We start from the raw sequence: 13,672 nt of genomic DNA on the forward strand, positions 1-13,672 counted from the left end.
CTTCCTGCCGCTGCAGCCGGTCCGCGCCGTCGGCATGCACTTGCTCGGCGCCATCGGCCCACTCCGGCGCTTTGCGATGCGCGAAGGCCTGACTCCGACTTGGCGGCGGTAGCTCCGAAGCACGTTAGGTTGGACGGCTTCACCGCTGGCTCGGTGCAACCCCTCCCGCTTGCGGGGGAGGTCGGCGCGAAGCGCCGGGTGGGGGCTCTCTCCATTCAGGGACCTTCGCCGACAATTCCGATGCGGAGAGAGCCCCCTCCCCAACCCTCCCCGCAAGCGAGAGCTTTGCACAAGAGGAGGATTTGCGATTCTCTAGGGCCTGTGGTGGAGGCGGATTCGGATGGCATATCGAGAGGTTGGGCAACTGAGCTTCGCGGATGCGCTGGTATCGCGGCGAGGGAAGGGTAGCCCGGTGCTGAAGCGGATTGGCGAACTGGTCGACTGGGCGGCAGTGGAGAGAGTGCTGAATGGTCTTCCGGAGCCGGAGCGCGGCCCTCCGCCCTATCCGCGACTGGTGCTGTTCAAGGCGCTGCTGCTGCAGCAATGGTATGGGCTTTCCGATCCGGCGCTCGAGGAAGCGCTCGACGACCGGGCCTCGTTCCGCGCCTTCTGCGGCTTTGTGCTGAGCGACGAGACGCCTGATCACACGACGATCTGGCGATTCCGCGAGGCTTTGCAGCGAGCCGGTCTGGACGAGAAGCTGTTCGCCGAGATCCTGCATCAGATCGACGCACGCGGGCTGGTGCTGCGCCGGGGCACATTGATCGATGCGAGCCTGATCTCGGCAGCAGTAAAGCCGCCGAAGCCGCCAGAGGACCCGCAGCCGCCCGGCCCGGACGGCCGTGAACCGAGCAAGCTGGTCAACAGCAAGCGCGATCCAGATGCACGCTGGACCAAGAAGGGCGGCAAGCGGTACTTCGGCTACAAAGCCCATATCGGCATGGATCAGAGTTCGGCCATCGTCCGCCGCAGCAAGCTGACCGACGCTGCGGTCAACGACACGGTGCCCGCCGACGAGTTGGTCTGTGGTGATGAGAAGGCGGTCTATGCCGACCAAGCCTATGACAAGCACAAGCGCCGCAGCGGGCTCGCCGCGCGAGGAATCAAGCCGAGGCTGATGTTCCGGCCGAACAAGCATCATCCGCTCACCGAGCGGCAGAAGCGCTTCAACAATGCCGTGGGAAAGCGCCGCGCACCGGTCGAGCAGGTCTTCGCGCGCCTCAAGGGCAGCTACCGCTGGGCGCGCGCTCGCTATCTGGGTTTGGCGCGCAATCAGACGCATCTGCGCCTGATCTGCCTCGCCATGAACCTCAAACGATGGGCGGTGCTGTGCCCGATAGGAGCCGCAGCGTGACCACCACCCGCCGCTACCCCGCGGCCACGAAAAACAGACGCCCCACCCCTCTGGGGCTACGCGAGGCCGTTCAAAAAAAGCCCCATATCGAACTTCACTCCAGCACAACTCATTACGCAAAGCTCTCGCAAGCGGGAGAGGCGGAGCAAGCCCGCAGACAATCCCCGTGTAGTTCACATGCGATTGCCCTCCCGGTCCGGCGCCAGCCGCGAAAATCGGAAATTGCAGTGGCTGGCGCCGCCCGCCAGCGTCTGTGTCCGTTCCAGGCGGATGCCCCGCGTGGCGTAGGCGTCGAAGTCGAGGCCGCAGATGTTCGGCAGGATCTCCTTGTCGCCATGGCGTGCCGCGAGCTTGCAGAAGCCGCAGGCCTTGTAGTCGATGCCGAATTCGAAAGTGTCCTGCGGGCCCGGCTCGACGAAATCGTAGACGAAATCGTCCGGAAACTCCGCTTGGTGAGCCTCTGTAACGCTTCTTGCGGCCTGCTCTCGCATCAAGACCTGGTTCTCCGGTGACATGAACTGACGCCCCGCGGCGAGACGCTCGGCTTCGGGACTCGTCATCAGCTGCGCCTGGTAGGTTTCCCGCTCGATCTCGCCGATCACGGGCACCGGCACGCCGTGGCGCCGCAGCACCCGACTGATGGCTATGAAGCCGGTCAGGCGCATGAAGAAATCACTCATGCGGCTTGCCGCGCCGCCGACATAAGGCATCTGGGCGAGGACGACCGTGAATTCGTCCATCACCTCCTGCCTGATCGCGGCGATGTCGGACAGATGCGCGCGCTCGCGGAGCATCGCTTCGGCAAGGTCTAGCCGCTCGCGCATGGCGGCTTCCATCGCTTGCCGGTGGGTCTGGTAGAACGGATGGATCTCAGCCATGGGACACCTGGTATGATTGGTTCATAGCAACATCGACGTGCCGCCTCATTCCGCGGCGATCGCCTCGATCTCCAGCAGCCATTTGCTGTCGACGGTCTCGACGACCACGACGGTCAGCGCCGGCTGATGCTCCCCGAGCATCGCGCGGCGAATGATGCGGTTGGTGACGAGTTGGCTGCGGTCGGTCAGGAACGTGGTGACCTTGACCAGATGCTCGATGCCGAGACCTGCCGCGGCGAGCACTTCCCTGACGTTGCGCCAGGCCTGCTCGCATTGCGCCTCGAAGCCGTCGGGAACGGTGCCGTCGGAATTTTGAGGCACCTGGCCGCTGATGAACAGCAGGCGGCGATGCTGCTTCAGCTCGAGTCCCATGCAATAGCCGCCGGCGGGCGGGTGAACCGTTGCGGGATTGTGGCTGACGATGTGAGCTGGGGGCATGGCGTTTCTCCGGATTTGCGTGTGAAGCGTATCCGGCGGCATGAGGGCTGCGCAAAGCATCATTGCTGCGGTTCAGCGCAAGAAAATCTATTGCAAGGCCGCGGCCTATCGGTGTCAATGTGCAGTTGCGATGACCTACGCCCTTCCCCCGCTCAACGCGCTCCGCGCCTTCGAGGCCGCCGCGCGCCATCTCAGCTTCAAGCTGGCCGCGCACGAATTGCACGTGACGCCCGGGGCGGTGGGGCAGCAGGTGAAAGCGCTGGAGGCGCGGCTCGGCGTGCAGCTGTTCGAGCGGCTGCACAAGCAGCTCATCCTCACCGAGGCCGGCCAGGCCTATCTGCCCGGGATCTCCGAAGGCTTTCGCCACATTGCGGATGCGACTTCGCAATTGAAGCCGGCAGGCACGGTGCTGCTGCAAGTGGGGGTCCACGGCAGCTACGACCTGCGCCGGCTCGATCTGGCGGCGTTTCGCAGCACACATGCGGAGATCGGTGTGCGCATGCTGCAGCCCGCCGGCCTGCACGAGCTCGTCGAGGGCAAGGTGGACGTGCTGATCGCCCGCGGCGTGAGCCGCCATCCGGGCTATCGCTGCGAGCGGATCGATGAGGGATCGGGCGCGGGTGATTGGCTGGTTGCGCCGGAAGGCACGGCGGATTGCCCGGAGATCGTGAGTTTTCGGGCATGGCTGCGCGCCCTGCCCGCGGCGAAACCGCTCGCAGATCGCCGCCCGCGTCTGGTCGGGGGCGTCAGGAGTTGACGGAGCACAATGGGTGCGGGCCGACCCTGGCGTCATCAGTATGCACCGGATAGATTGACCAAAAGTCTTCCCTTGAATGACGGGGTTGTGCCGTGCGGTTGCCGTTGCTGCTGTTTCTCCTTGCTGCGATGTCGCCGGCGCTCGGCAGGTGGGAGGGCGTGGACGTAGAGCGGATCCCGGTCGCCAGGCTCATCGAGAACCTGGAGAAGATCGCCAAGGACAATCCTGCCAGCACGGAGGCGCTGCTGAACCTTGGTCGTGCGCATGGCATGGCTTACGCACAGAAGTCCGACCCGCTGACGGTACCAAAGGCCTACCATGGCATTCAGTCGCCTGCCGTTCCTTTCAATGCGGTAGCGAGTGCCGCTATCCCCAGTGCGAACATCGCCGCCCAAGCGCATTTGCAAGCCGCGTTGAAGGCCTACCAACAGGCAATGGAGCTGGACAAGGATAACCTGGTGATCCGGCTCGGCCTTGCTTGGCTGACCGAGCAGGCCGGCAGGAAGGACGATGCTGTGAGGCAGTATCGGTCGATCGCAACCGACGCCTGGGAGAAGGAAAAGAGCCTGACGTCGCTTGGTTTCGGCGGTCGGACGCTGACCGGCGAGGTCGCCTCCTACCTCGTCCCCCTTCTCGACCCCGAGAAGGACAAGCTCGAGATCGAGACGCTGAAGGACCGCGTCGCCACGATGCGAAAGCTGCCGCACCCGGTCACTCCTATCGCAGTGCCGCTGGCCGATGGCCTCACCACCCCCGATCTCGAAGCACCCGACACGCGGGTGACGTTCGACGTCGACGGCAGCGGGCTAGGTCGCGAATGGAGCTGGATTACTCCCAAAGCTGCCTGGCTGGTCAGCGACCCGACGCACGATGGCAAAATCGACAGCGGCCGGCAGTTGTTCGGCAATGTCACGTTCTGGATGTTCTGGAACAACGGATACGCGCCACTGGCCGCACTCGATGACGACCGTGACGGCATTTTGACCGGTAAAGAACTCGCCGGCTTCGCCCTGTGGCATGATGCGAACAGCAATGGCGTGGCAGACCTTGGAGAGGTCAAGCCGGTTTCGGCCTATGATATCGTCGCTATATCGTGCAAATGGCAGACGCTGAACAACAACCCGGACAAGGTCGCCTTCAGCCCCAACGGTGTGGTGTTCCGGGATGGAAAGACGCGCCCGAGCTTCGATCTGGTCTTGAAGGCGCAGTTTGGTTTCCAGGTCACGTTGCGCGCGCCAGATGCCGCGGAGTAGTCCCTGAACACTCGAATTAGGTTGCCAGTTTTGGTTAGCCCGTAGGATGGGTTGAGCCCTTGCGAAACCCATCCTGCTTCGTTGCATATAGAGCGAGCGATGGGTTTGCTGGCGCTCAACGCATCCTACGAACTCCACGATGGAGAACGGACATGCAGGGATCGCTCGGGGAAAAAATCGGTCAAGGCGCCTTCTCCGAAGCCTATGGCTGGGTGCCTGGCCAGGTGGTGAAGCTGTTCAAGGCCGGCGTCTCCCACCAGCTCGGTCGGCATGAAATGCGCATGATCCGAGCTGTCCTCGCCGCGGGCCTGCCGGTGCCGGAGGTGTTCGGTGAGGTGACCTTGGACGGGCGCTTCGGCATCGTGCTGCAGCGGCTCGACGGACCGAGCCTATGGCATCTCTCGCGGACCGGCGCGGTGACGTTCGAACAGGCGGGCGCGATTGTTGCCGCTCTCGCCATGGCCGTTCACAAGACACCGGCGCCGCCGGAGATCCCCTCCATGCGCGAGCATATGGTGGTCGAGTTGCGCCACGATGACGGCAAGATCCCGAAGCACATCGGGACTGAAATCCTCGCGCTCATCGATCGCCTGTCACCGGGCGACGGGCTCTGTCATTGCGACCTGAGCCCCGGCAACGTGATCATGACGGCGGAAGGCCCGAAGCTCATCGACTGGACTTTCGCGATGCGCGCGCCCGCTGCCGTCGATCTGGGATTCTTGCATGTCATCCTGTCCGAGCTCGCCCCGGAAATAGCCGACAATCCCGAGCGTCCGCGCGCGACCAATGCGGCGGCGCAATCCGAATATGCGCGGCTGGCCGGTATGTCGCTCGAGGAGCTGACGGTGGCCGTGAAGCCGTATTTACCCATCGTCCGCACATTCGTCGTTCTCGGCAACGTGGTGCCGTCCTTGCAGGAGCGGCTGATCCAGCGCATCGAAGCGGGGCTGCGCTCGGAAGACTGAGCCGTCTTGGTCGCGCGGGCCGAGGTGGCCTCTTGAGGCGAGGCTTCAGTCCCTCCTGTGGGTCACGTGCGGTAATGCTCTGATTGATCGCAAGATCTCCGTATGCCCGCAGGAGCTGACATCTTCGCCTCTTATGGGTACACGCCTTAGTGGATTAGACGCGCCCTCTTCGGCGCATTAGCCCTCGGCCCGAACGAACGCCGCCTGCCCCGCAATCTCCTCGCTCCGCCAGCACCTCACCTCATGCCCATCCGCGCGCGTCGCCAGCAAGGGGCCCGGCTCGCTCCGGCACACCGCTTCCGCGTAGCGGCAGCGCGGGCTGAAGGCGCAGCCGTTCGGCGGGTTGAGCGGATTGGGCAGGTCGCCGCCCGTCGTTGCCAATGGCGCATGGCGCAGCGGATCGGGGATGGCGGCGATCAGGCCTGCGTGTAGGGGTGCGCGGGACGTTCGAAGATGTCGCGCCAATGGCCGCTCCCGACGACGCGGCCGAGATACACCACGGCGACGCGGTCGCTCATGTGCTTGAGCGAGGCGTACCAAAAGCCGAAGTGATGGTTTGGCTGTTCGGAGCAACCAGACGTCGGTCCATCTGACTCGATGGTTCGCGGCGACAAATCAACCGACACCGGTCGGCAGGGATCCCCCGGCCAACTTGGCTTTCTGTGCCTCTTCGATGTGCCGCCGCTGATCGAGGAACGCCTGGCTGGACCGCGTCTTGTACAAATCCAAATTCTCGGTCTCGTCAGCCTGCAGTGTGATCGCCGCATCGACATAGGCCAGCCGGTGCGGATCCGACTTGACCTTGCGCGCCAGCCGGTGGAGGCGCAGAGCGAGCGAAGCCCATTTTACGGCTTTGACGGCGGTCTCGGCGGCATAGCGAGGATAAAACGACCAGGCCGGCTCGACCGGCAGATGCGGACGGCGCTCGTCGCGGCTCTTCAGCCGCAGCACACCCCCTTCGAGCGGATGGACGCGCTCGATGGGATGGTAGCCTTTGAAATAGAGCGCGTAGGTGCTGATCTTGCCGACATTGTTGCCCATCGCCGCGGCACGCCGCATCAGCGTCTCGATGTGCTCCCAGCTGTAATAGGTGTTCCAGGCGAGCTCGACGGCGCGCTCCCACTCCGCCCTGGACATGGCGGGGTGGTTCGTCGTGACGTGGTCCAGATCGTATTTGTTGAGGTCCACATCCATCGCGACGCCCTTCAGGTAGAGCGTCTTGTGGTCTTCCGAGCCCGGCAGCGGCGTCAGGAAGAAGAACTCCAGCATGTCGATCGGCAGCTCATGCTTGATGATCTCGATGTCGCGGACGATCGATTCCGGTGTGTCGTTGGGAAAGCCGATAATGTAGCCGCCGACGGTCATGATCCCAGCCCTCTTCCAGGCCATCATCATCTCGCGATAGTCGGTGATCTTGTTCTGCCGCTTCTTGGCGCCGAGCAGACTGTCCGGGTTGATGTTTTCGAGGCCGATGAAGCATCGCCGGACGCCGGCCTTGGCGCATTTCTCGATGAAGTTGGGCAGCTTGTGGCAGAGCGTGTCGACCTGGATCGTGAAACGGAGATCCCAGCCCTCCTTCTCGCGCAGCGCGATGATGCGATCGAGCAGGATCTCCCAATCCTTGTTGCGGGCAAAATTGTCGTCTGTGAGAAAGAAGGCGAAGACGCCCTGAGCGACGTTGGCGCGGATCACGGCCTCGATGTCGTCGGCGCTGCGGCGTCGCGACTTGCGGCCCTGCACGTTGATGATGGTGCAGAACGAGCACTGGAACGGGCAGCCGCGCCCCGCATCGAAGCTCGTGGTGTGGCCGATGACCCGTCCGATCTGCTGGCGGGGAATGATCGGCAAAGGCTGGCTTTCCAGGTGTGGCAGATCGTCGATGTAGTTGTAGAGAGGTTGCAGCCGCCCGGCGACCGCATCCTGCAACAGCTCCTCGAGCCGCCCCTCCGCTTCGCCCGCGAAGACCGATACACCGAGGTCCATCATCTCCTGAACGCCGGGATCGCGCTCCGGCAACATCGAGAGGGTGCCGGACACATGGAAGCCGCCGATCGCAACTTGGATTCCGAGCTTGCGAAACTGTCTCGCCAGATCGAGCGATCGGGGAAACTGGTTGGACTGGACCCCGACCAGCATCACCATGCCGGCATCCGCAGCCTTGGTCGCGCGCGCCAGATCCGCGACACGCACCTTCCAGTTGGTCTCGTCGATGGCGTCGATCTCGATGTTGAAATCGGGCCCGAGAACCCCGCGTTCGCGGCAATCGAGCGCGATGCCGTATAGGCAGGCCAGCGAATTCGAAGGCAGGCCGCCGCGCCACCATCGAATGACGTAGCCATCGTCGTCGTAATGTGACGGCTTGATCAGAACAAGCCGAAAAGTCTTGTCCTTCCTCATGAGCTACAGGTAGCTGGAACTCCGTCAAAGGCCAACTGGTTTCCGCCCGCTCCCCGCAAAAGACGACGAACTGTGGCACGAAAACACCCGGTCAGCTCACCTTGCGTTCCGAATCATGCGCGATAATGCTCTGATTGATCGAAAGATTTCCCGCTGCCCCCCGCAATCTCCCCGCTGCGCCAGCACCGCACCGCGTGCCCATCGGGTCGCGTCTCCAGCACCGGTCCCGGCTCGCTCCGGCACACCGCTTCCGCGTAGCGGCAGCGCGGGCTGAAGGCGCAGCCGTTCGGCGGGTTGAGCGGATTGGGCAGGTCGCCGCCGGTCGTTGCCAGCGGAGCGTGGTGCAAGGGATCGGGGATCGCCGCGATCAGGGCTTGCGTGTAGGGGTGCGCGGGACGCTCGAAGATCTCGCGCCAATGGCCGTTCTCGACGATGCGGCCGAGATACATCACGGCGACGCGGTCGCTCATGTGCTCGACCACGCCGAGGTCGTGGCTGATCATGATGTAGGACAGGCCGAGCGTGTCCTTCAGCTCCAGCAGCAGGTTGATGATCTGGGCGCGGATCGAGACGTCGAGCGCCGAGACCGGCTCGTCGCAGATGACGATCTTCGGATTGAGGATCAGCGCGCGGGCGATGCCGATGCGCTGGCGCTGGCCGCCGGAGAATTCATGCGGATAACGGTCGGCCTGCTCGGGGCGCAGGCCGACATGCCTCAGCATCGTCGCGACGCGATCCTCGATCTCGCTTTTCGCGGTGACGCCGTGCACACGCAGGGGGTCCTCGAGCGTGCGGCGGACGGTCTGGCGCGGATTGAGCGAGGCGTAGGGGTCCTGAAACACGATCTGCACGATGCGGGCGAGCGCCTTGCGGTCGCCGGATTGCCGGCTGGTGACGACCTGCCCGTCCAGCACGATGCGGCCGCGCGTCGGCGCCAAGAGGCCCAGGATCGACAAGGCGACCGTCGACTTGCCCGAGCCGGATTCGCCGACGAGGCCGAGGCATTCGCCGCGCTTCAGCCTGAGGTCGACGCCGTCGACGGCGCGGAGCAGCCGACGGCCGCGGCCCAGCAGGCCGCCGCCGAGCGGAAAATGCACGGCGAGATCCTCCACGCTGAGGATCACATCATCATCCGCCCTGCCCTGCGGTTCATGCATGGTGGTGACACCGGACGAAATCGCCCGCCTCCAGCCCATCAATCTGCGGCGCGGTGGTTCGGCAAATCTCCGTCGCCAGCGCGCAACGCGGATTGAACCGGCAGCCATCCGGGAAGCGCGTGATTGCCGGCACGACGCCCGCGATCTCCTTCAGCCTGCTGCGGCCGAGCGCGGCCCGGCTGCCGAGCCGCGGCAGCGAGTCGACGAGGCCCTGCGTGTAGGGATGTGAGGGCGCACGGAAGATGTCGGCCGAGCCGCGCTCCTCGACGATGCGGCCGGCATACATGACGGCGACGCGGCGGCAGACATTGGCGACGAGGCCGAGATCGTGGCTGATCATCAGGATCGCCGTTCCGCGCTCGGCGCACAGATTGCGCATCAGCTCGATGATCTCCGCCTGCACGGTGACGTCGAGTGCCGTGGTCGGCTCGTCGGCAATCAAGAGGTCCGGACCGCAGGCGAGTGCAATCGCGATCATCACGCGCTGGCGCATCCCGCCGGACAGCTGATGCGGATAGTCCCTCACGCGGCGCTCCGGCGCGGGAACGCGGACGCTCGCGAGCGCCTCGACCGCCAGCTGGTTCGCCTCCCGCCAGCTCTTGCCCTTGTGCAGCACGAACATCTCGGCGATCTGCCGCCCCACCGGCGAGACCGGGTTCAGCGCCGTCATCGGCTCCTGGAAGATCATGGCGATGCGATTGCCGCGCAGCTGCCTTTGCCTCGCGGCGGACAGGTGCTGGATCTCCTGTCCGTCGAACCGGATGACGCCACCGCCGATCGACAGCGGCGACCGCAGCAGGCCGATCAGGGCGAGCGCGGTGATGCTCTTGCCGCAGCCGGACTCGCCGACGAGGCCGAAGGTCTCACCGCGATCGATGCGGAACGAAATGCCTTCGGCCGCCGCCACGCGCCTCGATCCGTCATCGAGATCGATGCGGAGATTCTCGACCTCGAGCAGCGGGCTGCCTGTCATGTGCGCCGGCTCCGCGATTGCGGATCGAGAATGTCGCGCAGGCCATCGCCGAGCAGATTGAGGCCGAGCACGGTCAGGAAGATGGCAAGGCCCGGGAAGATCGAAAGCCACGGCGCCGTCGTGATCTGCTCACGCGCTTCCGACAGCATGCTGCCCCAGCTCGGAAACGGCGGACGGACGCCGAGGCCGAGGAACGACAATGCGGCTTCGGACAGCACCGCGCTGCCCATGCCCAGCGTGCCGATGACGACGATCGGTCCCAGCATGTTCGGCAGCAGCTGCGTGATCATGATGCGCACGTCGCCGTAGCCGAGCACGGTGGCTGCCTGCACATAGCCCTGGCTGCGCAGCGACAGCGCCGAGGCCCGTGCAAGACGGCAGGTAAACGACCAGTTGGTCAGCCCCAGCGCGATCAGGAGGCTGGTCAGGCCGGGACCGAGCACCGCCATGATGGCGAGTGCGAAAATCAGCGAGGGGATCGCGAGCATGAGATTGGTCAGGGCGTTGACGACGTCGTCCCACCAGCCGCCGAAATAGCCGGCGCTGAGACCGAGCGCCACGCCGATGACGCTGTTGATGAGCTGGGAGACGATGCCGACCGTCAGCGAGACGCGCGCGCCGTAGAGGACGCGGGAATAGATGTCGCGGCCCTGCGCGTCGGTGCCGAACCACCAGGTCCAGCTCGGCGGCTCCTCCGCGTTCATGAGGTTGGCGTCCATGACGGGATCTGTGTGCGCCAGCCACGGCGCGAGCAGGCCGACGATGATCGCCAGCGCGAACAACGCTCCGCCGATGACGAGATTGGCGCGGAGCTTCATGAATATCTGATCCTGGGATCGATCACGCCATAGAGCACGTCGATCAGGAGATTGATCGCCAGAAAGAACAGCACCACGACGAGAATGGAGCCCTGGACGGCGGGAATGTCGCGCTGGAGCACGCTGTCGACCAGCAGCGAGCCGATGCCCGGCCAGGAGAACAGTTTCTCGACCACCACCGCCTGCCCCATCAGCGCGCCGAATTGCAGGCCCATGGTCGTGAGGATGAGGACGAGCGCATTGCGCATCACGTGCCACTTGACGACCCTGGTCTCGCTCATCCCCTTGGAGCGCGCCGTGCGGACGAAGTCGGCGGTCATGATCTCGAGCACCGCCGCGCGCGTCGTCCGCGCCAGTAGCGCCATCGGCGAGACGCCGAGCGTCACGGCGGGCAGGATCAGATATTTGAGGCCGCCGTCGCCATAGCCGAAGCTCGGCAGCCATCCGAGCTTGAGTGCGAACAGGTACATCAAGAGCAGCCCGAGCCAGAACTTGGCCAACGACAGGCCCGACACCGCCAGCATCATCGAGACGGTGTCGACGAGGCTGCCCGGCCGCAAGGCGGCGACGAAGCCGAGCGGCACGCCGAGCAGAATCGCAAACGCCATGGAGGCGAAGATCAGCTGCAGCGTCGGCCAGGCCCGCTTGGCGATCATGGCCGTGACAGGCTCGCGGGTCCGGAACGAGGTTCCGAAATCGCCGGCCGCGAGCCCGGCGATGTAGGTGCCGAAGCGCATATAGACGGGCTGATCGAGGCCGAGCTGCTTCTTCATGCGCAGCTCGATTTGCGGATCGCTGTCGTCGCTCATGCTCGAGACGATGCTGCCGGGAACGACGCTGAACAGCACGAACACCAGCAGCACGACGGCGAGCACGGTCGGAATGGTCTGCAGGACGCGGCGGATCAGGAACGAGAGCATCTCAAGCTTTTCTCCGCTCCCTCCCTCGCGCGTCGCGCCGGAGGGAGCGCGCGTGTCACTTCGCGGGCGAGGTCTCGTCGACCCAGAGGTCCTCGACGTTCTGGTGCGTCAGCTCCGTCGCGTTGAGCTGAATGCCCTTCAGCCACGGCTGCACCGCCATGACCGCCTTGTTGTAGTTGAAGAACCAGACCGGCGCCTCCTCGTAGAGCAGCGCATTGGCCTTCTGCAGCAGCTGGATGCGCTTGGCCATGTCGTCGGCCTGTCCGGCTTCATCGAGGATCTTGTCGAAGTCGGCATTCTTGAAGGTCGTGTAGTTGCAGGCCGGCTGCGGCGTCGACGAATGGAAGCATTTCAGCGCGGCCTGGGGATCCGGGCCGCTTGCCTGGGAATAGATGAAGGCCTGGTAGTCGCCGGTGCGAACCACTTCCGCCAGCACCGCGGTCTCGACCTGCTTGACCTTGGCCTTGATGCCCACCTTGTCCAGCATCGGGATGATGGCGGTGACGATCGGCAGACCCCAGCTCTCATTCTGGCTGGTGGTCCATTCGAACTCGAAGCCGGATGCGTAGCCGGCCTCGCTGAGCAATTGCTTGGCCTTGGCGGGATCGAAGGGGTAAGGCTTCATCCCCTTGTCGTAGGCCGGCGAGGTCAGCGGCAGCCAGCTGGTGGCGCGATAGGCCTTGCCCTTGACCAGCTTGTTGATGATCAGATCGGTGTCGATGGCGTAGTTGATCGCCTGCCTCACGCGCTTGTCGGCGAACGGCTTGAAATTGGGATTCATCCCCATATAGCGCGTGAACACCTCGGCGACCTCGACGATGGTGCCCTTGAGGTCGGCGTCGGACTGGTAGGCGACGTATTGTGCAGGTCCCAGCACCGAGGTGTCGATCTCCTTGTTGCGGAAGGCGACGTCGCGCGCCGCAGCCTCGCCCATGACCGACACGACGATCTTGTCGGCATAGGGCTTGCCGGGCTTGTAGAACCGGTCCCAGCGCTCCAGGACGATGCGCGATCCCGGCACGTGCTCGACGAACTTGAACGGCCCGAGACCGATCGGCTTCTGGATGAAGCTTTCCTTGGCAGCCTCGTCGGCGGGATAGATCGAGGTCAGCGCGGTGAAGAAATAGAAGCCGGGATCGACCTTCTCGGTCAGCTTCATCTCGATGGTGAAGTCGTCGATCTTCTTCAGGCCGGAGATCTCCTTGGCCTGGCCCTTCTCGACGGCGGCCGCACCCTCGATGACGCGGACGTAACGCGCGCCGGGATAGGCTTTGCTGCCGTCCATGATGCGGTTGTAGGACCAGATGACGTCGTCGGCCGTCATCTTGCGGCCGCTGTGGAAATAGGCGTCGTCGCGCAACTTGAAGGTGTGAACGAGGCCTCCGCCGGAGACCACATCCTCCTTGGCGAGCTCCAGCACCGGTTTGCCTTCCGCCGAGTTCCAGATGTAGAGCGACCGGTGCAGGGCCTTGGCGTAGATCTCGTCCTGGGCGCGCTGCGTGGTGTGAATGTCGAGGCTGGTGAAGCTCGAGCCGTAGGGCGCCGTCATGCGGATGGTTCCGCCCTTGCGCGGCGTCTGCGCCTCCGCCGTGGCGCTGAGCGCCAATCCCAAACCGGCAACGATCGCGATGGTCTTGAACATCATGTGTCCCCCGGCAACGCAGGCGTATTCCGACAAGTGATTTGATCATTCGTCGCGTGGCGAAAGCAAGCTTCGTTTTGACGGCAATCGATGCCGGTTCCTGAGGCAGTCCTTGGGCGG

General features: G+C 64.4%; 12 protein-coding genes and 1 pseudogene. 4 read left to right on the forward strand and 9 right to left on the reverse strand.

What is annotated here, in order from left to right; all coding sequences use genetic code 11:
• Positions 1-340: 340 nt before the first annotated feature.
• Positions 341-1,354 carry an IS5 family transposase gene (locus BDOA9_RS24405; RefSeq protein ID WP_025032531.1) on the forward strand — a complete coding sequence of 338 codons (1,014 nt, stop codon included), beginning with the start codon at positions 341-343 and terminating at the stop codon, positions 1,352-1,354.
• 173 nt (positions 1,355-1,527) lie between these two features.
• Here the strand turns inward: BDOA9_RS24405 and BDOA9_RS24410 are convergent, their stop codons facing one another.
• Complete coding sequence (locus tag BDOA9_RS24410; RefSeq protein WP_025036590.1) at positions 1,528-2,232, reverse strand: L-2-amino-thiazoline-4-carboxylic acid hydrolase; 705 nt, start codon at positions 2,230-2,232, stop codon at positions 1,528-1,530.
• A gap of 45 nt (positions 2,233-2,277) precedes the next feature.
• Complete coding sequence (locus BDOA9_RS24415) at positions 2,278-2,670, reverse strand: RidA family protein (RefSeq protein ID WP_025036591.1); 393 nt, start codon at positions 2,668-2,670, stop codon at positions 2,278-2,280.
• Between the two features lie 130 nt (positions 2,671-2,800).
• Between BDOA9_RS24415 and BDOA9_RS24420 the strand changes: the two genes are divergently transcribed.
• The 3 genes from BDOA9_RS24420 (at position 2,801) to BDOA9_RS24430 (ending at position 5,645) form a co-directional block, all read left to right on the forward strand.
• On the forward strand, positions 2,801-3,427 hold the full coding sequence (locus BDOA9_RS24420; RefSeq protein ID WP_025036592.1) for a LysR family transcriptional regulator: 627 nt from the start codon (positions 2,801-2,803) through the stop codon (positions 3,425-3,427).
• 104 nt (positions 3,428-3,531) lie between these two features.
• Complete coding sequence (locus BDOA9_RS24425) at positions 3,532-4,680, forward strand: tetratricopeptide repeat protein (protein WP_042336746.1); 1,149 nt, start codon at positions 3,532-3,534, stop codon at positions 4,678-4,680.
• A 152-nt stretch (positions 4,681-4,832) separates the two neighbouring features.
• Positions 4,833-5,645 carry an aminoglycoside phosphotransferase family protein gene (locus BDOA9_RS24430; protein WP_025036594.1) on the forward strand — a complete coding sequence of 271 codons (813 nt, stop codon included), beginning with the start codon at positions 4,833-4,835 and terminating at the stop codon, positions 5,643-5,645.
• Between the two features lie 177 nt (positions 5,646-5,822).
• Here BDOA9_RS24430 and BDOA9_RS36880 read toward each other — a convergent pair.
• From BDOA9_RS36880 to BDOA9_RS24465, 7 genes and pseudogenes are all read right to left on the reverse strand, one after another.
• Positions 5,823-6,172: pseudogene (locus tag BDOA9_RS36880) on the reverse strand (oligopeptide/dipeptide ABC transporter ATP-binding protein); the annotation flags it as partial.
• A gap of 88 nt (positions 6,173-6,260) precedes the next feature.
• Positions 6,261-8,042 carry a B12-binding domain-containing radical SAM protein gene (locus tag BDOA9_RS24440; RefSeq protein ID WP_025036596.1) on the reverse strand — a complete coding sequence of 594 codons (1,782 nt, stop codon included), beginning with the start codon at positions 8,040-8,042 and terminating at the stop codon, positions 6,261-6,263.
• A gap of 113 nt (positions 8,043-8,155) precedes the next feature.
• Entirely contained in the window at positions 8,156-9,199 is a 1,044-nt protein-coding gene (locus tag BDOA9_RS24445) for an ABC transporter ATP-binding protein (protein ID WP_025036597.1), read from the reverse strand.
• Positions 9,192-10,172 carry an ABC transporter ATP-binding protein gene (locus BDOA9_RS24450; protein WP_025036598.1) on the reverse strand — a complete coding sequence of 327 codons (981 nt, stop codon included), beginning with the start codon at positions 10,170-10,172 and terminating at the stop codon, positions 9,192-9,194. The genes BDOA9_RS24445 and BDOA9_RS24450 overlap by 8 nt, the downstream gene beginning before the upstream one ends.
• Positions 10,169-10,990, reverse strand: a complete 822-nt coding sequence (locus BDOA9_RS24455; RefSeq protein WP_025036599.1) for an ABC transporter permease — start codon at positions 10,988-10,990, stop codon at positions 10,169-10,171. The genes BDOA9_RS24450 and BDOA9_RS24455 overlap by 4 nt, the downstream gene beginning before the upstream one ends.
• Positions 10,987-11,910 carry an ABC transporter permease gene (locus BDOA9_RS24460; protein ID WP_025036600.1) on the reverse strand — a complete coding sequence of 308 codons (924 nt, stop codon included), beginning with the start codon at positions 11,908-11,910 and terminating at the stop codon, positions 10,987-10,989. Before BDOA9_RS24460 ends, BDOA9_RS24455 begins: the two co-directional genes overlap by 4 nt.
• A 55-nt stretch (positions 11,911-11,965) precedes the next feature.
• Complete coding sequence (locus tag BDOA9_RS24465) at positions 11,966-13,555, reverse strand: ABC transporter substrate-binding protein (RefSeq protein ID WP_025036601.1); 1,590 nt, start codon at positions 13,553-13,555, stop codon at positions 11,966-11,968.
• Positions 13,556-13,672: the final 117 nt, after the last annotated feature.

Origin of the sequence: Bradyrhizobium sp. DOA9, from assembly GCF_000617845.2 — a bacterium.
In the GTDB taxonomy this organism is placed as follows: Bacteria; Pseudomonadota; Alphaproteobacteria; order Rhizobiales; family Xanthobacteraceae; genus Bradyrhizobium.

Bases quoted from the DNA above. Each gene is read 5' to 3' on its own strand.
- BDOA9_RS24450 (WP_025036598.1), bottom strand. From the start codon at position 10,172: ATGACAGGCAGCCCGCTGCTCGAGGTCGAGAATCTCCGCATCGATCTC.
- BDOA9_RS24455 (WP_025036599.1), bottom strand. From the start codon at position 10,990: ATGAAGCTCCGCGCCAATCTCGTCATCGGCGGAGCGTTGTTCGCGCTG.
- BDOA9_RS24465 (WP_025036601.1), bottom strand. From the start codon at position 13,555: ATGATGTTCAAGACCATCGCGATCGTTGCCGGTTTGGGATTGGCGCTC.
- BDOA9_RS24415 (WP_025036591.1), bottom strand. From the start codon at position 2,670: ATGCCCCCAGCTCACATCGTCAGCCACAATCCCGCAACGGTTCACCCG.
- BDOA9_RS24420 (WP_025036592.1), top strand. From the start codon at position 2,801: ATGACCTACGCCCTTCCCCCGCTCAACGCGCTCCGCGCCTTCGAGGCC.
- BDOA9_RS24430 (WP_025036594.1), top strand. From the start codon at position 4,833: ATGCAGGGATCGCTCGGGGAAAAAATCGGTCAAGGCGCCTTCTCCGAA.
- BDOA9_RS24405 (WP_025032531.1), top strand. From the start codon at position 341: ATGGCATATCGAGAGGTTGGGCAACTGAGCTTCGCGGATGCGCTGGTA.
- BDOA9_RS24440 (WP_025036596.1), bottom strand. From the start codon at position 8,042: ATGAGGAAGGACAAGACTTTTCGGCTTGTTCTGATCAAGCCGTCACAT.
- BDOA9_RS24445 (WP_025036597.1), bottom strand. From the start codon at position 9,199: ATGCATGAACCGCAGGGCAGGGCGGATGATGATGTGATCCTCAGCGTG.
- BDOA9_RS24460 (WP_025036600.1), bottom strand. From the start codon at position 11,910: ATGCTCTCGTTCCTGATCCGCCGCGTCCTGCAGACCATTCCGACCGTG.
- BDOA9_RS24410 (WP_025036590.1), bottom strand. From the start codon at position 2,232: ATGGCTGAGATCCATCCGTTCTACCAGACCCACCGGCAAGCGATGGAA.